Annotated in this window: 11 protein-coding genes; 10 read left to right on the top strand and 1 reads right to left on the bottom strand. The window is 63.5% G+C overall.

The features are described from left to right. The first annotated feature begins 42 nt into the window (after window positions 1-42). The 10 genes from hppD to kefC all read left to right on the top strand — a co-directional run bounded on the left by hppD (window position 43) and on the right by kefC (window position 16397). Window positions 43-1170 (top strand): 4-hydroxyphenylpyruvate dioxygenase, encoded by a 1128-nt coding sequence (gene hppD / locus OX462_RS26575; RefSeq protein ID WP_070313026.1) that lies wholly within the window; start codon window positions 43-45, stop codon window positions 1168-1170. Window positions 1171-1534: 364 nt separating this feature from the next. Then, a complete protein-coding gene (locus OX462_RS26570; protein ID WP_070313025.1) occupies window positions 1535-5131 on the top strand; it encodes an indolepyruvate ferredoxin oxidoreductase family protein in 3597 nt (1198 codons plus the stop codon). Window positions 5132-5255: 124 nt separating this feature from the next. Further along, the gene (locus OX462_RS26565) at window positions 5256-6752 is read left to right on the top strand and encodes a S41 family peptidase (protein WP_409027394.1); all 1497 of its coding nucleotides are present in this window, start codon (window positions 5256-5258) and stop codon (window positions 6750-6752) included. A gap of 165 nt (window positions 6753-6917) precedes the next feature. Further along, window positions 6918-9641, top strand: coding sequence for a TonB-dependent receptor plug domain-containing protein (locus OX462_RS26560; RefSeq protein WP_409027393.1), 2724 nt, complete (start codon window positions 6918-6920; stop codon window positions 9639-9641). 194 nt (window positions 9642-9835) lie between these two features. Further along, window positions 9836-11611: a M14 family metallopeptidase gene (locus OX462_RS26555; protein ID WP_409027392.1), complete on the top strand. Its 1776-nt coding sequence runs from the start codon at window positions 9836-9838 to the stop codon at window positions 11609-11611. A gap of 97 nt (window positions 11612-11708) precedes the next feature. Beyond that, window positions 11709-12848, top strand: a complete 1140-nt coding sequence (locus OX462_RS26550; RefSeq protein ID WP_409027391.1) for an MGDG synthase family glycosyltransferase — start codon at window positions 11709-11711, stop codon at window positions 12846-12848. Then, on the top strand, window positions 12845-13327 hold the full coding sequence (locus tag OX462_RS26545) for a hypothetical protein (RefSeq protein ID WP_070220815.1): 483 nt from the start codon (window positions 12845-12847) through the stop codon (window positions 13325-13327). Before OX462_RS26550 ends, OX462_RS26545 begins: the two co-directional genes overlap by 4 nt. After that, window positions 13324-13908, top strand: a complete 585-nt coding sequence (locus tag OX462_RS26540) for a dual specificity protein phosphatase family protein (protein ID WP_070220812.1) — start codon at window positions 13324-13326, stop codon at window positions 13906-13908. The genes OX462_RS26545 and OX462_RS26540 overlap by 4 nt, the downstream gene beginning before the upstream one ends. Continuing rightward, window positions 13905-14498: an SRPBCC family protein gene (locus OX462_RS26535; RefSeq protein ID WP_070311495.1), complete on the top strand. Its 594-nt coding sequence runs from the start codon at window positions 13905-13907 to the stop codon at window positions 14496-14498. The genes OX462_RS26540 and OX462_RS26535 overlap by 4 nt, the downstream gene beginning before the upstream one ends. 84 nt (window positions 14499-14582) lie before the next feature. Next, window positions 14583-16397, top strand: a complete 1815-nt coding sequence (gene kefC, locus OX462_RS26530; RefSeq protein WP_070220809.1) for a glutathione-regulated potassium-efflux system protein KefC — start codon at window positions 14583-14585, stop codon at window positions 16395-16397. Window positions 16398-16482: 85 nt separating this feature from the next. Here the strand turns inward: kefC and pepF are convergent, their stop codons facing one another. Next, window positions 16483-18372, bottom strand: a complete 1890-nt coding sequence (gene pepF, locus OX462_RS26525) for an oligoendopeptidase F (RefSeq protein WP_409027390.1) — start codon at window positions 18370-18372, stop codon at window positions 16483-16485. Window positions 18373-18443: the final 71 nt, after the last annotated feature.

The raw sequence follows: 18443 nt of genomic DNA, 5'->3' as shown, positions 1-18443 counted from the left end.
GACCCACGCCTATACTGTGCGCTACTTCTTGGAGGAGACATCATGCAATTTCAGCCTTGGGATAACCCGATGGGTACCGATGGTTTCGAGTTCGTCGAGTATGCAGCACCAGACCCAAAAGCATTGGGCAAGCTGTTCGAGAACATGGGATTCACGGCCATCGCGCGCCACCGTCACAAGGATGTCACCCTGTACCGTCAGGGCGACATCAATTTCATCATCAATGCCGAACAAGATTCGTTCGCGCAGCGTTTTGCCCGCCATCACGGCCCGTCCGTGTGCGCCATCGCCATCCGTGTCGACGACGCGGCCTTCGTGTACCGCCGCGCGCTGGAACTGGGCGCCTGGGGTTTCGATAACAAAACGGGTCCGATGGAGCTGAATATCCCCGCCATCAAGGGCGTGGGCGATTCGCTGCTGTACTTCGTCGACCGCTGGCGCGGCAAGGGCGCCGACAAGCCGGACGCGGCCGCACCGGGCGGCATCGGCGACATCAGTATCTATGACGTCGATTTCGTCGCCATTCCCGGCGCCGTCGCCAACCCCGTCGGCCATGGCCTGACCTACATCGACCACCTGACGCACAATGTGCACCGTGGCCGCATGAAGGAATGGGCAAGCTTCTATGAAAACCTGTTCAACTTCCGCGAAGTGCGCTACTTCGACATCGAAGGCAAGCTGACGGGCCTCAAATCGAAGGCCATGACCTCGCCGTGCGGCAAGATCCGCATCCCGATCAACGAATCGTCGGACGACAAGTCGCAGATCGCCGAATACCTGGACCAGTACCATGGCGAAGGCATCCAGCACATCGCCCTGGGCACGGACAATATCTATGCGTCCGTGCAAGGCATGCGCGATACGGGTATCGATTTCCAGGACACGATTGAAACGTACTATGAGCTGGTCAACCGCCGCCTGCCGAACCACGGCGAGCAGCTGGAAGAACTGCGCCGGCTGCGCATCCTGATCGATGGCCACAGCACGGAAAACGAACGCGAACTGCTGCTGCAGATCTTCACGCAGACGGTGATCGGCCCGATCTTCTTCGAGATCATCCAGCGCAAGGGCGACCAGGGCTTCGGCGAAGGCAACTTCCGCGCGCTGTTCGAGTCGATCGAGCTGGACCAGATCAAGCGTGGCGTGCTGAAAGATACGAACGCGGCCTAAGCCGGGGGCTGCTGTTTGTCGGCTTACGCCGTTCCGGCTAAGCCGACCTACAGGGTTGATCCTGGCTGTATGTCGGATGAGCGGGGCCGCCGAGGCGCAGCGTCATCCGACATTGCCAGCAAGCGGCCAATATCTGTAGGTGGGATTAGCGCAGCGTCATCCGACATTGCCGACTTTGCCAGAAAAAGAAGCAGCAAAAAGGTAAAACACGGGAGTGCAGCGCAGCAAAGAACTGCGCGCCTTCCTGTGGTAGTCTACGACAAACAAGTCATTTTTCCGCACCGGCATTGCTCATAAAGCGCGGCCGGTACGTGTGAGTTCAACCGACCTGCACGCGTAGCACAGAGAATAATGGAGACAAGTAATGAATGCACCAATCAAGGGCTCGAGTCTTGAGCCGGGCGCGCACGCGTCCGAAATTTCCCTGAACGACAAATACACGCTCGAGCGTGGCCGCGCCTTCATGACGGGCACGCAAGCGCTGATCCGCCTGCCCATGCTGCAGCGCGAGCGCGATGTAAAAGCTGGCCTGAATACGGCCGGCTACATCACCGGTTACCGCGGTTCGCCTGTGACGTCCGTCGACATGACGGCGATCAAGGCAAAAAAGTACCTCGATGAACACCACGTCAAGTTCCACCCGGGCCTGAACGAAGACCTGGCCGCCACGGCCGTCTGGGGCACGCAGCAGACGAATCTGTTCGAAGACGCGAAGTACGATGGCGTGTTCGGCATGTGGTACGGCAAGGGCCCCGGCGTTGACCGCTGCGGCGACGTCTTCAAGCACGCAAACAACGCCGGTTCCGCCAAACACGGCGGCGTGCTGGTGCTGGCCGGCGACGACCATGCGGCCAAATCCTCGTCCACGGCGCACCAGTCCGACCATATCCTGAACGCTTGCGGTATTCCCGTGCTGTATCCGTCGTCGGTGCAGGAATACATCGATTACGGCTTGCATGCGTGGGCCATGAGCCGCTACACGGGCTTGTGGGTGTCGATGAAATGCGTGACCGACATCATCGAGTCGGGCGCCGCCGTCGATTTCGACCCGGACCGCGTGCAGATCACTTTGCCGACCGACTTCGAGATGCCGGCCGGCGGCCTGAACATCCGCTGGCCCGACACGGTGCTGGAACAAGAAGTACGGATGAACAGCTACAAATGGTATGCGGCGCTGGCGTATGCGCGTGCCAACAAGCTCAATAAAATCATCTGGGACAGCCCGAAGGCGCGCATCGGCATCATCACGGCCGGCAAATCCTACCTCGATACGCGCCAGGCGCTGGCGGATCTCGGCATCGACGAGCAGACGGCGTCCGACATCGGCATCCGCCTGTACAAGATCGGCATGACCTGGCCGCTGGAAGCGGACGGCGTGCATGAATTCGCCAAGGGCCTCGACGAAATCCTCGTGGTGGAAGAAAAGCGGCAAATCCTCGAATACGCGCTGAAGGAAGAGCTGTATAACCTGAAGGATGGCGAGCGTCCGCGCGTGGTCGGCAAGTTCGACGACACGGGCGAGTGGAGCAACCAGAAGGGCACGGGGCACGGCGACTGGCTGCTGCCGGCCACGTATGAACTGAACCCGGCCATGATCGCCCGCGCGATCGCCAGCCGCATTTCGCGCTACTACGCGGGCCACCCCGTCGAGCAGCGCGTGAAGGAACGCATCGCCTACCTGGAAGCGAAGGAAAACGTCCTCAAGGCCATCAGCGTAAAACCCGATCCGCAAAAGGACCGCACGCCGTTCTTCTGCTCCGGCTGCCCGCACAATACCTCGACCAAGGTGCCGGAAGGCTCGCGCGCGCTGGCCGGCATCGGCTGCCATTACATGGTGCTGTGGATGGACCGCGAAACGTCGACCTTTACCCACATGGGCGCCGAAGGCGTCACCTGGGTGGGGCAGGCGCCGTTCACGAATGAAAAGCACGTGTTTACCAACCTCGGCGACGGCACGTATTTCCACTCGGGCATCCTGGCCATCCGCGCGGCCGTCTCGGCCAAGGTCAACATCACCTACAAGATTCTGTTCAACGATGCGGTGGCGATGACGGGCGGCCAGGAATTCGACGGCCCCCTGTCTCCGGCCATCATTTCGCGCCAGATCGCCGCCGAAGGCGTGGGCCCCATCATCGTCGTCACGGACGAACCGGAAAAATACCCGGACGATTATGCCTGGGCCGAAGGCGTCACCGTGCGCCACCGTTCGGAACTGATGGACGTGCAGCGCGAACTGCGCGACATGCCGGGCGTGTCGGCCATGATCTACGACCAGACCTGCGCCTCGGAAAAACGCCGCCGCCGGAAACGCAATGAATACCCGGACCCGGCCAAGCGCGCCGTCATCAACGAAGCCGTCTGCGAAGGCTGCGGCGACTGCTCCGTGCAATCGAACTGCCTGTCGGTGGAACCGCTGGAAACGGAACTGGGGCGCAAGCGCCAGATCAACCAGTCGTCCTGCAACAAGGATTTCTCGTGCACGACGGGTTTCTGCCCCAGTTTCGTCACGGTGGAAGGCGGCGGCCTGAAAAAGCCGAAGAAGGCGGCTGCCGCCGACAAGGATGCGCCAGCCGTGCCGGCCTTGCCGACGCCAAGCATTCCTTCGACGGCCGAGCCGTTCGGTATTCTGGTGACCGGCATCGGCGGCACGGGTGTCGTCACCGTCGGCCAGATCCTGGCCATGGCGGCCCACGTGGAAGGCAAGGGCTGTTCCGTGCTGGACATGAGCGGCCTGGCGCAAAAGGGCGGCCCCGTGATGTCGCACGTGCGCCTGGCGGACCGCCAGGAAGACATCCACTCGACGCGCGTCGGCACGGGTGCGGCCGACCTGGTGATCGGCTGCGATTTGATCGTCACGGCCAGCCGCGACGCCCTGTCGCGCATGGGAGAGGGGCGCAGCTGGGCCATGATCAACTCGACCAGCTCGTCGACGGCCGCCTTCGTGAAGAATCCGGACTGGCAATTCCCCGGCGCTTCGGCGCGCATGGAAATCGAAAAGGCCTGCGGCAGCGACCACGTCGACTTCATCGACGCGGGCCAGATCGCCACGGCGCTGATGGGCGACTCCATCGCGACGAATATGTTCATGCTCGGTTACGCCTGGCAAAAAGGCAAGGTGCCCTTGAGCGAAGCGGCCATCATGAAGGCCATCGACTTGAACAACGTCTCGGTGGCATTCAACAAGGCGGCCTTCAACTGGGGCCGCGCGGGCGCCCACGATGCGGCCAGCCTGGTGCGCATGACCACGCCAGCGAAGGTGGTGGAATTCAAGCGCATCGACACGCTCGACGACATCATCGAAAAGCGCGTGGCCCTGCTGACGGCTTACCAGGACCGCGCGTATGCGCAGCAGTATCTGGACTTCGTCGGCCAGGTGCGCGCCGCCGAAAGCGCACTGAACGGTCCGCACTTGCGCCTGACGGAAGCCGTGGCCCGTTACTTCTACAAGCTGATGGCTTACAAGGACGAGTACGAAGTGGCGCGTCTGTACACGGACGGCGCCTTCCAGGCGAAGATCGCGTCCATGTTCGAAGGCGACATCAAGCTCAAGTTCCACCTGGCGCCGCCGATCATGGCGAAAACGGATGCCCAGGGTCATCTGATCAAGAAGGAATATGGCCCGTGGATGCTGAAGGCTTTCGGCGTGCTGGCCAAGTTCAAGGGCTTGCGCGGCACGGCCTTCGACGTGTTCGGCCATACGGCCGAGCGCAAGATGGAGCGTGCGCTGATCGCGGAATACCGCGCGACGGTGGGCGGCTTGCTGCCGAAGCTGACGACGGCCAAGCTGGCGCAAGCCGTGGCGATCGCCAGCATTCCGGAAGACATCCGCGGCTATGGCCACGTGAAGGAGCGTCATTTGAAGGCGGCGAAAGAGAAGGAAGCGAGTCTCTTGATCGCCTTCAATGCGCCGACGCCGCTGCCGCCCGTCGTGGCAGCACCCGTGGCGGCCACCGTGGCGTGATGGGGTGAGTTCCTCGCTGTAGCAATGGCGCCTGCGGGCGCCATTTTTTTTGTATCAAAGAAAGCAACGCTTGCTGGCGAAACGCATTATAATTTTTCGATAATTTCTTTATGGAAAGTTTCTCATGCATTCCCTGCGACTTGGCTCCCTCGCTGTTTCCCTCGTATGTGTGTTGAGTGCCTGCGGCGGCGGAGGCGGCAGCAGCGACAGCGCGCCCGTCGTCCCGCCCGTGACTCCGACAGGGCCGACGGCGCTGGTTGCCTCCTCCACGGTGGCGAACCGTTGCGAGGCGCCGCGCAGCGGCAGCAGCATCGACAAGCCGGGCAGCTTGCTCGATGAGCAGACGTGGGTGCGCAGCTGGATCGATGAAACGTATCTGTGGTACCGCGAAGTGCCGACCACCTACCTGCCGCAAAGCTTTTCCACGGCCAAGGCGTATTTCGATGTGCTCAAAACAACGGCCACGACGGCGTCCGGCAAGCCGAAGGACCAGTTCCATTTCACGTATACGACGGCCGAATGGGAAGCCTCGCTCAACGGCGTGGAGCTCGGTTACGGCATGTTGCTGGCGCTGACGCGCACCACGCCGCCGCGCAAGGCCGTGATCTCGATCGTCGAGCCAGGCTCGCCGGCCGACCTGGCGGGCTTGCGCCGCGGCGATGAGCTGCAAACCGTCGATGGCACCGATTTCGTCAATGCCCCCGACGCTGCCAGCGTGAAGATCATTAACGCCGGCCTGTTCCCTGCAGCGCAAGGCACGCACACGCTGGCGTTCAGCCGCAATGGCTCGCCCCTCTCGGCGAACCTGCAGGCGGTGGAAGTGAGCACGAGCGCCGTGCAAAACGAGCGCATCATCGACACGCCCACGGGCAAGGTGGGCTACCTGACCTTCAACACCCACAACAACGTGGCCGAACGCCAGCTGGTCGAGACCATGCGCCGCTTCCAGGCGGCCGGCATCAGCGACCTGGTGCTTGACGTGCGCTACAACGGCGGCGGCTATCTCGATGTCGCCAGCGAGCTCGCCTACATGATTGCCGGTCCACAAGTCACCACCGGCAAGACCTTCGAGCAGGTGCTGGCCAATGACAAGACGCGGCCGGAAGCGCCCGTGCCATTCCACACGCAAAGCCAGGGCTTTGCCGGGCCGAATCCCTTGCCCAAGGGCACGCCTTTGCCTTCGCTGGGCCTCAAGCGCGTGACCTTGCTGACGACGGGCAATACCTGTTCGGCCAGCGAAGCCATCATCAACGGCTTGCGCGGCGTCGACGTGCAAGTCAACCTGATCGGCGGCACGACGTGCGGCAAGCCCTATGGTTTCTATCCCACGCCGAATTGCGGCACCACGTATTTCGCCGTGCAGTTCCAGGGTGTCAACGCCAAGGGCTTTGGCGACTTTGCCGATGGCATGGCGCCAACGTGCGACGTGACGGACGATTACCAGCACGCGCTGGGCGATCCTGCCGAAGCCATGCTGGCGGCGGCGTTGCGCTACCGCAGCAGCGGCAGCTGTACCCCGGCCACGGGCGCGCTCAGGCTGCCGGGTTCGATGGCGAGTCCGGCCGAAACGGCCGCGCGGCTGCTGCGCCCGGCCTACAAGGAAATTGCTGTATTGAAATGATAAAACCCCATGTTGCCCCCCTTCCTGGATGAGGGTGGGGCATCTTTCTTCTCATAAATATTTCTATATAACAATTATGATATATAGAAAGACGAATCCATTCGTTCTGTAATTGCTGGCATCTTGATATCTTTCGCCTTCTCCCTAACCTTGAGAAGCGCAAAGATGCCTATACAATTCAAGTTACCACCGCTCACCGTAGCCGTACTGGCCATCCTTGGCGGTTCCGCATGGCAGGCGCACGCGCAGACGCAAGCGCCCGCAGCGGATCAGCAGCCGGCGGCCACCCCGCCAGCCGTCGTGGTCACCGGTTCGCGGATTCCCCGCGCCAGCCTGGAGGGACCATCGTCCGTCACCATCCTGACGGGTGATGAAATCACCAAGCAAGGGTACAAGAACGTCTTCGATGCGCTGACCAACCAGGTACAGAACAGCGGCTTTACGCAAGGCGAGGACTTCGGCAACACGTTTACGCCGTCGGCCAATACCATCAGCTTGCGCGGCCTCGGTCCGAACCATACCCTGATCCTGCTCAATGGCCGCCGCCTGGCCGACTTCCCCGTCGCCTACGAAGGCACGGTCAACTTCACCAACCTGGCGAATATCCCGTCGAGCATTGTCGACCGCATCGAGATCCTCAACGGCGGCGCCTCGGCCATCTATGGTTCCGACGCGATCGCCGGCGTGGTCAACGTCATCCTGAAAAAGCAGACGGAAGGTTTCGATATCAACGTCAAGGCGGGCGGCACCACGCGCGGCGGCGCCGGCAACCAGCGCGTGCAGCTGACGGGCGGCGGCAATTTCGACAAGCTGCATACCTTGTTCAGCGTGGAGCTGAGCCAGCGCGATCCGCTGTCGAGCCTGCAGCGCGACTTCATGGCCACCCGCTCGGGCACGCCGACGAATATCGCGTCGCGTCGCGTGGTAAAGGCGGGGACTTCCGGCACCTATGTGGACCTGGGCGACACCTGCACGCAGTTCGGCGACCTGTTCGGCGGCAGCACCGTCAAGTATCAGGCGAAGAACGGCAGCTATTGCGCCAGCCCGAAAGTGGGCCCCACTTACTGGACCACGCAAACCAAGAACCGCAGCCAGAACGTGTTCGGCAGCGCCAACTATGAGCTGTCGCCGGAAACGACCTTGTTCGCCGACTTCCTGATCGGCAAGAACTCGACCGAGAACAACACGCGCGGCCCGACGTGGACGTCGTCGTCGACGGGCAGCAGCTATTTCCGCAACCAGAATACCGATCGCTACGAAGCGTGGACGCGTTACATCTCGCCCGAGGAAATGGGCGGCGTGGAGCGCTACAACCGCAAGTGGGAGGACCTGGCCACAGCCATCTCGCTGGGCGCCAAGGGCCGCGTGCCGGGCACCAGCAGCTGGCAATACGAAGCCAATTACAATGCCTCGGTGTACAAGAGCGAAAGCCACACGCCGCGCGCGCTGGCCAATATCGACAGCTTCTTCCTGGGTCCGAAACTGGGCACCGATGCCGCCGGCGTGCCGGTCTACGCGCCGGATCCGGCACGCCTGTCGCGCCGCGTGACGGCGGCCGAGTTCGACAGCATCACGGGCAATTCCGACAGCGACGACAAGGCCTGGACGAATACCCTGAGTCTGGCTACCAACGGCGACCTGTTCCAGCTTCCCGCTGGCGTGGCGAAGATCGCCACCATCGCCGAAGTGGGCAAGCAGGGCTTCAGCAACGTGCCCGACGCGCGCCTGAACGAAGGTTACTTCAACGTCGCCACCAAGTCCGACATCACGGCCGGCACGCGCACCCGCTATGCGCTGGGGGCGGAAGTGAACCTGCCGCTGCATGAAAAGCTGACCGGCACCCTGGCCGGCCGCTACGACCGCTACAGCTTTGCCGGCCGCCATGACGGCAAGTTCACCTATAACGGCGGCCTGGAACTGCGTCCCGCGCCGGAGCTGCTGTTCCGCGCCAACTACGCCACCAGCTTCCGCGCGCCGGACATGAACTACATCTACAAGGCGCGCGGCACCGGTTACTACTCGAGCACCACCGACTATTACCGCTGCGGCGTCGCTGGGCAGGCCATCGATGATTGCGACTACGCGAACAAATCGCCGGGCGCCGACTATGTGCAGAACGGCAGCAAGGATCTGCAGTCGGAGAAGGGCAAGTCGTTCGGCGTGGGCGCCGTCTGGTCGCCGACATCCAATTTCGACGTCTCGGTCGACTACTGGAATATCAAGATCGACGACCTGGTAACCAACCTGAGCTCCGACAAGATACTGCGCGATGAAGCCGATTGCCGCCTGGGCAAGACCGACATCAACTCGCCGACCTGCGTCGATACCCTGGGCCGCGTCGAGCGCTTTGCCGCCAATGCGCTGAACCGTGCCGGCGAGATCAAGACCATCACCGTCAATCCGATCAACGCGGCCAAGCAGAGCAGCAGCGGCATCGACATCAGCGTCAAGTATTTGCTGCGCACGACGGACTATGGCCGCTTTGCCTTCAAGGCCAACTACGCCAAGGTGCTGAGCAATAAATCGCAGCAATTCGTCGGCGACGAAGAGATCGACGAGCTCAAATCGCTGAACAATTCGGACTGGCGCGACAAGCTCAACCTGAGCGTGAACTGGAGCGCTGGCGACTGGTCGAACACCTTGCTGGTCAGCCGCTACAGCAAGATCCCGAACGCCGCCGGCAAGGCCTATCTGACGCCGACGGCGCTGGCCAATATCAGCACCGTGTACCGCATCAACGACCGCGCCACGTTGTCGCTGATCGTCAACAACGTATTCGACAAGATCAAGCGCGACGACAGCGGCGGCTGGCCGTACTATCCGGTGGGCAGCTACAGCCCGCAGGGACGCCAGGGATGGGTCGAATTCAATTACCACTTCGGTAGCTGAAACCCGGGGTCAGACCCCCGCGAACGTTGGCGCAAGTCTCTGAGTCAGCGGCATTGAGGGTCTGACCCCAGCCTTTGCGGTGTTGGAGGTAAATAGAAAAGCCGGGAGCGCATATTGCTATCCTGGCTTTTATTTTTTTCGCTTATTTAGCCATATAATCCCCCGCTTCCCATCTGCCCGCTGGAGCCTCCCCCATGCTACGCCTCGCACTGCTGTCCGCCGCCATATTGTCCGTCTTTGCCTCTCCCGCCCAAGCCGGCGCGCCGTTGACCACGGTGGCCGAACGCTCGGGCTTTGTCAGCACCGGCCGCTATGCGGAAGTGGAAGCCCTGTGCCGCCAGTTCCAGGCGCGCTATCCGAAGCAGGTGCGCTGCGTGGAATTTGGCCGCACGCCGGAAAACCGCCCCATGCTGGCACTGGCCGTCTCCAACACGGGCGCGCTGACGCCGGCCGAGGCGGCGCGCCGCAAGCTGCCCGTGCTGCTGGTGCAGGGCGGCATCCATGCGGGCGAAATCGATGGCAAGGATGCCGGTTTCCTGGCCTTGCGCGAAGTCTTGGGGGGCAAGGCGGCGCCCGGCGCGCTGGATAAACAAGTGCTGCTGTTCGTGCCCGTCTTCAATGTCGACGGCCACGAGCGCTTCGGTGCGTGGAACCGTCCGAACCAGCGCGGCCCCGTCGAAATGGGCTGGCGCAGCACGGCGCAAAACTACAATCTGAACCGCGAATACATGAAGGCCGATACGCCCGAGATGCAGCACATGCTGGCGCTGGTGAACGCCTGGGATCCGCTGGCCTATGTCGACTTGCACGTCACCGATGGCGCACAGTTCGAACCCGATATCTCGATCCAGGTCGAACCCGTGCATGCGGGCGACGCGGCCCTGCGCGTGGCCGGCACGGCCTTGCGCGATCAGGTCCTGGCCGACCTGGCAAAGCAGGGCTCGGACCCGAAACCGTTCTATATTTCGTTTGCCGAGAACGACAATCCGCAGTCGGGCTTTGTCGATTCGGCGCCGAATCCGCGCTTCTCGCATGGCTATTTCCAGCTGCGCAACCGCTTCGGCATGCTGGTGGAAACCCATTCGTGGAAGGACTATCCGACCCGCGTGCGCATCACGCGCAACACCATCGTCTCGCTGCTGTCGCAAGTGGCGCAGCATGGCGCGCAGTGGCGGCAAACGGCGCTCGAGGCGGACGCGCGCGCCGCGCAGCTGGCCGGCGCCACCTTGCCGCTCACGTATAAAACGACGGACAAGAGCCGCATGATCGCGTTTCGCGGCTACGCCTACACGCGCACGCCATCCGAGGTGTCGGGCGCGCTGATGACGCGCTACGATGAAACCACGCCGCAGATCTGGAACGTGCCCCTGCGCGACGAGATCGTGCCCGACCTGCAGCAGGCTGCGCCCAAGGCCGGCTACCTCGTGCCCGCCGCGCAGGCGCAGATGGTGGCGGCCAAGCTGCGCCAGCATGGCGTGTCGTACCAGGTGCTGGCCACCGCGCCCGGCACGCTGCCCGTCGAAACCTTCCGCGCCACGCTGGTGAAATTCGGCGCGCAGTCGTTCGAGGGGCGCCAGACGGCGGCCGTGCAGGGCGAGTGGCAGAAAGAGGAGCGTCCAGTCGGTGCAGGTGCGCTGTACGTGCCCGTCAATCAGGCCAAGGCGCGCCTGGTCGTGGCCCTGCTCGAGCCGCGCGCGCCCGATTCCCTGCTGGCTTGGGGCAGCTTCAATACGGCCTTCGAGCGCAAGGAATACATGGAAGAATACGTGGCCGAAGACGTGGCGCGCGCCCAGCTGGCGGCCGATCCGGCGCTGGCGGCGCAGTTCCACGAAAAGCTGGCCAGCGACCCTGCGTTTGCAAAAAGCCCGGCCGCGCGCCTGGAATTCTTCGCCCGCCGCCACGCCTCGTGGGATGAGCGGCTGAATCTGTACCCGGTGCTGCGCACGGATGTCGCGCCGGCGCTGAAGTAAGGGAAGCCGCGCGCCTTGCTAATTTGCAATGTGCGCGGCGCGGAAAATGGTATTGTGCCTGTTTTCCCGATCAGGGCTTCCAGTGGAGCACCAGCGCATGCCGCAGCAAACACCGAAAAAAATTCTTATCCTGAGCGTCTCGGCCGGCGCCGGCCATATGCGCGCAGCGCAAGCCATCGAGGCATACGCGGCGCGCGATGACGGCGCCGGCCCTGCGGCGCTGGCCAGCCATCTCGACGTGATGGATTTCGTCACGCCCGCATTCCGCAAGCTGTACACGGATTTTTATATCAAGCTGGTCAACAAGGCGCCCGCGCTGTGGGGCTATCTGTACCATGCCACCCACGACGCGCCGCGCGACAGCTCGATGCAGCGATTGCGTCGCGCCGTCGAGCGCCTCAACACGCGCGCGCTGATGGCGCAGATCGCCGCCTTCCAGCCCGATGCGATCATCTGCACGCATTTCCTGCCGGCCGAACTGCTGTCGCGCGCGCTGCGCCAGCAGCAACTGGCCTGCCCGGTGTGGGTACAGGTCACCGATTTCGACTTGCACCGCATGTGGGTGCATGAGCAAATGCAGGGCTATTTTGCCGCCACCGACGAAGTGGCGTTCCGCATGCGCCACGAAGGCATCCCCGCCGAGCGCATCCACGTGACGGGCATCCCCATCATGCCCGCCTTTGCGCAGGCGCCCGGTCGTGCGCAGTGCGCGCAGGCGTTTGGCCTCGACCCGCGGCGCACGACGATTCTGCTGATGGGCGGCGGAGCGGGACTGGGCAGCCTTGAAACGGTCGCCGCGCGCCTGCTGGCGCTGCCGGGCGACTTCCAGCTGATCGTGCTGGCAGGGAAAAACGCGGCCGCACTGGCGGCGCTGCAGGCGCTGGCCGGCCAGTATCCGGGCCGTCTGCTGGCGCAAGGCTTTACCAGCGAAGTCGAGCGCCTGATGGCGTGCGCCGATCTGGTGATCACCAAGCCGGGCGGGTTGACCACGTCCGAATGCCTGGCCCTGGGCTTGCCCATGATCGTCAACTCGCCGATTCCCGGGCAGGAAGAGCGCAATGCCGACTATCTGCTGGAGCAGGGCGTGGCCCTGAAGGCATTCGATGCCGTCACCCTCGAATACCGCGTGCGCCTGTTGCTCGATCATCCGGAGCAGTTGCAAGCGATGCGCGCAAAAGCGCTGGCCCTGGGCCGTCCGCGCGCCGCCATCGACGTGCTGGCGCAGGTGCTGGCTTGACAGGGGGCGTAGTAAAACCCTGGCAGATCGCCCTGACGCTGGCCTGGGTGGCCCTGCTGGGACTATTCTTCGCCCAGGTGGAAATCCAGATCGAGGGGCCGGCCGGGTGGGCCGCGAACCTGCCCACCTGGCGCATCGAAAGCCATTGGCTGCTCGATATCTTCTGGGGCGGGCGGCCGATGACGGGCTACCATGCCTGGGTGTTTCCCTTCATTGCCCTGTTCTTCCATTTCCCCATGCTCTTTCTGGCGCAATGGTCGCCGCGCCTCGAGTGCCGCGCCATCGGCTGCATCATGCTGTTCTGGATCATCGAGGATTATCTGTGGTTCGTGCTCAATCCCGCCTATGGCGTGGCGCACTTCAATCCGGCCCACATCGCCTGGCACAAGCACTGGCTGTGGTGGGCGCCGACCGATTACTGGGTATCGCTGCTGCTGGCTGGCGTGCTGCTGTGGTTTTCATACAAGAGGAAGTCATGACCTTATCGCCCTTGCCGCATCTTTTGCTGCTATTCCTGGCCCTGGCGGCCGGTTCCGCCGGCGCGCAAGCGCCCGGGGCGCCCGAGCGCAATGCCGAGTGGGCGACGCCGCTGCCGCACGTGTCGAACCTGCACCAGGTCACCCCCGTCCTGTACCGCAGCGCAAAGCTCGACAGCGCCGACGTGGCCCAGCTGCAGACGCTGGGCGTGAAGACGGTGATCAGCCTGCGTTCCTTCCACTCCGACACGCAGGTGCTCGATGGCAGCGGCATCCGTGCCGTCCGCATTCCCATCAATACCTGGGCCATCCGCGACAAGCATGTGATCGAGACCATGCGCAGCATCCGCGCCGCCGAACAGCAGGGACCCGTGCTGCTGCACTGCCTGCACGGCGCCGACCGCACGGGCCTGATGGCCGCTATGTACCGCATGCTGTACCAGGGCTGGCCGCGCGCGAAGGCGATCGACGAGTTGAAGAATGGCGGTTACGGCTATCACGCCGTGTGGAAGAATATCGAAAGCTACCTCAAGCGCGTCGACGTGGCGGCGCTGCGCGCGCAGATTGAACAGGAAAAACCATGAAGACCCTGCTGTTCGCACTGGCCGCCTGTTCCGCCTGTTCCGCCTGTTATCCGCCGGCCGCCCTGGCGGCCACGCCTGCGCTCGATGTGCGCGATGTCAGCAAAGCCGGCATGCCCGGCAAGACCTTTGCCGCCACGACCAGCATGCCGGCCAGCGTGGACACCGTCTGCGCGGCCATCCAGGATTTCGCCGGCTATCCGCAGTTCATGCCGAACGTGGACAAGATCAAGGTGACGGCCGCCGGCGGTGGCGCCTCGCTGGTCGACGTCACGCTCAAGCTGCCGATGGGGAAAATCAAGCAATACCGCCTGAGAATGACGCCCAAGGTGCTCGACGCCAGTTGCAGCCTGGCCTGGAAGCTGGTGCCGATGGAGGGACTGAAGGTGGAGGACACCATCGCCGACACCAGCGGCTATTGGCAGCTGTCGCCGGATCCGTTTGACGCGGGCGCTGCCGCCGTCAGGTACCAGGTGTACACGGATCCGGGCCCCGTGCCGATGGGCCTGGGCTGGATCGTCGACAGCATGAGCCGCGACAGCATCCCGAAAATGTTCGACGCGCTGCGGGCGCGGGTGGCTGCGCGCAAATAGCCGGCGTGGCGGAGCAGCCACTTCACGCGGGCGCGCCACTTCAGGCATGATGTCGTTTCATCCACACATCCGCCCGGAATCCGCATGGAACACCACAGCTTTCTCATCAACATACTGTTTTACCTGGTCGCCGCCATCATCATGGTGCCGCTGGCCAAGCGTCTGGGCATGGGCGCCGTGCTCGGTTATCTGGTGGCCGGCGTCGTCATCGGACCGTGGGGCCTGGGCCTGATCAAGAATGTCGAGGTGATTCTCAGCTTTTCCGAGTTCGGTGTGGTGCTGCTGCTGTTTTTGATCGGACTGGAGCTCGAGCCCAGGCGATTGTGGCTGCTGCGCCGGCCCATCTTCGGCTGGGGCGGGGCGCAGGTGGGCGTCGTCAGCGCGGGACTGTGCGCCGTGGCCATGGCGTTCGGCGTGGACTGGCGCACGGCGCTGGTCGGTGCGCTGGGGCTGTCGCTGTCGTCGACGGCCATCGTGCTGGCCACCTTGGGCGAACGTAAACTGATGAGTACGCCGGCCGGTTCCGCCGGCTTTTCCATCTTGCTGTTCCAGGATATCGCCGCCATTCCCATGATCGCGCTGGTGCCGCTCTTGGGCGGCCTGGTCACGCATAGCGGCGAACCGGGCTGGCTGCGCGTGGCCAAGCTGGCCGCCGTGCTGGCCGCCCTGGTGATCGGCGGGCGCTTCCTGGTGAACCCCATCCTGCGCTTCATCGCCAAGACGGACTTGCGCGAAATCTTCACGGCCTTTGCCCTGCTGCTGGTGATCGCCATTTGCGTGCTGATGGAATCGGTGGGCTTGTCGATGGCGCTGGGCACCTTCATGGCGGGCGTGCTGCTGGCCGATTCCGAATACCGGCATGAACTCATTTCCGACCTGGAACCGTTCAAGGGTTTGCTGCTGGGCCTGTTCTTCATCGCCGTGGGCATGTCCGTCGATTTCGGCGTGCTGCGCGCCCAGCCGCTGCTGATCCTGGCCCTGGTGGCGGGGCTGCTGGTGGTCAAGATCGGCTTGCTGTATGTGTTGTCGAAGTTTTTCGACATTCCCCGCGGCCAGCAGCTGTTTTTTGCGCTGCTGCTGTCGCAGGGTGGCGAATTTGCTTTCGTCGTGTTTGCCGCCGCCGAGGCCGCGCATGTGTTTGCGCCGCAGACGGCCGCGCTGCTGGTCGTGGTGGTGACCCTGTCGATGGTGGCCACGCCCCTGCTGCTGCTGGCGCACGACAAGTTCGTCGCGCCGCGTCTGCAGGGCGAGAAGAAGCGCCGTCCCGACGACCATATCGAGGCGCAGGACAACCCCATCGTCATCGCCGGCTTCGGCCGCTTCGGCCAGATCATCGGCCGCCTGCTGGCGGCCAACAAGATCGGCGTGACGGTGCTCGACCACGACCCGGACCAGATCGAACTGCTGCGCAAGTTTGGCTTCAAGGTGTTTTATGGCGACGCCACGCGCGTGGACCTGCTGGTGGCGGCCGGCATCGAGAAGGCGAAGGCGCTGGTGATCGCCATCGACAATGTGGACGACAGCCTGGCCCTGGTCGACGCCGTGCGCCTGCGCCTGCCCGAGCTGACGATCCTGGCGCGCGCGCGCAACGTCACGCATTACTATGAATTGATGAAGCGCGGCGTGACCCTGATCGAGCGCGAGACGTTTGCCGCGGCCCTGTTGCTGGGCGAGCAGACCTTGCAGCAGGTGGGCTTCAGCGCCGAGCGGGCGCAGCGCGCGGCCGGCATCTTCGGCCGGCATAACCTGAAAACTTTGCTGGAAGTGGCGCCGCACTTCCAGGACCAGCAAAAAGTCATGTCCCTCACGCGCCAGGCGCGCGAGGAGCTGGAAGACATGTTCGAGAGCGATGCGGCGGCGTTTGCGGCGGCGGAAGCGGAGAACGGTAGGTCGGATTAGCGGGAACCGCGTAATCCGACATCGTGTTGGCGGTGTCGGCTTACGCGCTTTGCGCTAAGCCGACCTACGCCTCCTGGCAAGCGGCTTATTTTCCCCGTTTGCTCTCAATCGCCTCGATCTGGTCCATGATGCCGTTCATGCGCGCCGCCAGCGCCTGGTACGGTTTCGGCGAGGCCAGGTCGACGCCGGCCGCCTTCACCAGATCGTAGGGGTAGGCCGAGCCGCCCGCACTGAGCATCTTCAGGTAGGCGGCCAGCGCGCCCGGTTCCTTGTCGAGGATGCGCTGTGCGAAATCCTGCGCCGCCGCGATCGAGGTGGCGTACTGGAACACATAGAAGCCGTGATAGAAATGCGGCACATACGCCCATTCCAGCGCGTAGGCGGGGTCGATGGTCATGACGCCCTGCGCTTCGCCGTGGTAGCGCTTGAGGATATCGGCATAGATGGCCGTGATTTCTTCGCCCGTCAGCGACGCTCCCTTGTCCACCTTGCCGTGGATGGCCGCCTCGAATTCGGCGAACATGGATTGGCGGAAGAAGGTGCCGCGCAGGTTTTCCAGCGCCGCGCCCAGGTACAGCAGGCGCTCGTCGTCATCCTTGGCCTGCTTCAGGCGCGCGTCGAGCAGCAGCGCCTCGTTCGTGGTCGAGGCGATTTCCGCGACAAAGATGCTGTACGGCGCATAGATCGACGGCTGCGCCTTGTTGGCCAGCACCGAGTGCATGGCGTGGCCCCATTCGTGCGTCAGGGTGCTGACGGCTTCGTAATTGTCCGTGTAATTAAGCAGCACGAACGGATGCACGTCATACGCGTCGCCATTCATGTAGGCGCCCGCCACCTTGCGCGGACGCGGATACACATCCATCCAGCGCGCGTCCACGGCGGCAGTGAGCGCCTTGACGTAGTCGGGGCCCAGCGGCGCGGCGGAAGCGAGCATCATCTGCTTGCCTTCGGCCAGAGGGAAGGTGCGCTCGCTTTTCAGCAGCGGCGCATACACGTCGTAGTACGCCAGGTCCTTGATGCCCAGCATGCGCGCGCGCAGCTTGAAGTAGCGGTGCAGGGTGGGCAGGTTGGCGTTGGTTTGCGCGATCAGGGTCTGGTAGACGGCCGGCGGCAAGTTGTCGGCATCGAGCGCGGCGCTTTGCGAATCGGCGTAACGGCGCACCTTGGCATACGCGGCATCCGTTTTCAGCTGGCCGTACAGGGTTTCGCCGAACGTGCGTTCGTACTCTTTCCACTTGCCGAAGAAGGCGTCGAACACCCGCTTGCGGTCGGCGCGGTTGTCATCGCCCCGGTATTTCGTGTACGCCGCCTGGTCGAGGCGCACTTGCTTGCCGTCCGACAGTGTGACGGTCGGCCACGGGATTTCCGCGTTGGCCAGGGTGCGGTAGACGCTGGCGGCCGAGCTTGTTGCCAGGCCGAACTGCGCCACCAGCTGTTCGCCGGCCGCGTCGAGCGTGTGCGGCGCGCTGCGCAGCATGTTACTCAATTGAAAGCGGTACAGCTGCAAGCCCTTGTCTTTCGCCAGCATGGCATCGATGCGCTTGCTGCCCAGGGCGAGGATTTCCGGCTGTAAAAAGGTCACCGCCTGGGTGAACTCGTTGCCCAGCAGGGCGGCGCGCTGGTTCAGCTGGTTGCCTTTGCTATCGCCCGTATCCTGGTCGTAATACTGCGCCGCATAGGTATACAGCGTGTTGACGCGCTTGCGCGCATCGGCGTACAGGTCCAGGCAGCTTTTCAGGCGGGCCGGCGAGCCTCCCAGCTGCCCCTTGCAGCCGCCCAGTTGCTGCAGCTGGGCCGACAGTTTTTTCGCGTCGGCGTCGAATGCGGCGTCGTTTTGATACAGCGCCGTCAAATCCCAGCGGTCGGCCTGTTTGTCGGTCTGAGCGGGGGCTGGCGCAGGAGCGGCAGAGGCGGTGGCGAGCCCGAGGGCCAGCAGGGAGAACAGCAGGGGGCGCTTGAGTGCGGATGGCGTCATGGTTCATTCCAGTGAGGTTGTCGGAAGAATGCGTGCTGACCGCCGGGCAGGGACGTGCGCGTGACACACCG

This window comes from Janthinobacterium aestuarii (genome assembly GCF_046113285.1).
GTDB lineage: Bacteria > Pseudomonadota > Gammaproteobacteria > Burkholderiales > Burkholderiaceae_D > Janthinobacterium.
Note: the sequence above shows the minus strand (reverse complement) of the source record. Positions and strands in the feature narration are given on the sequence as shown.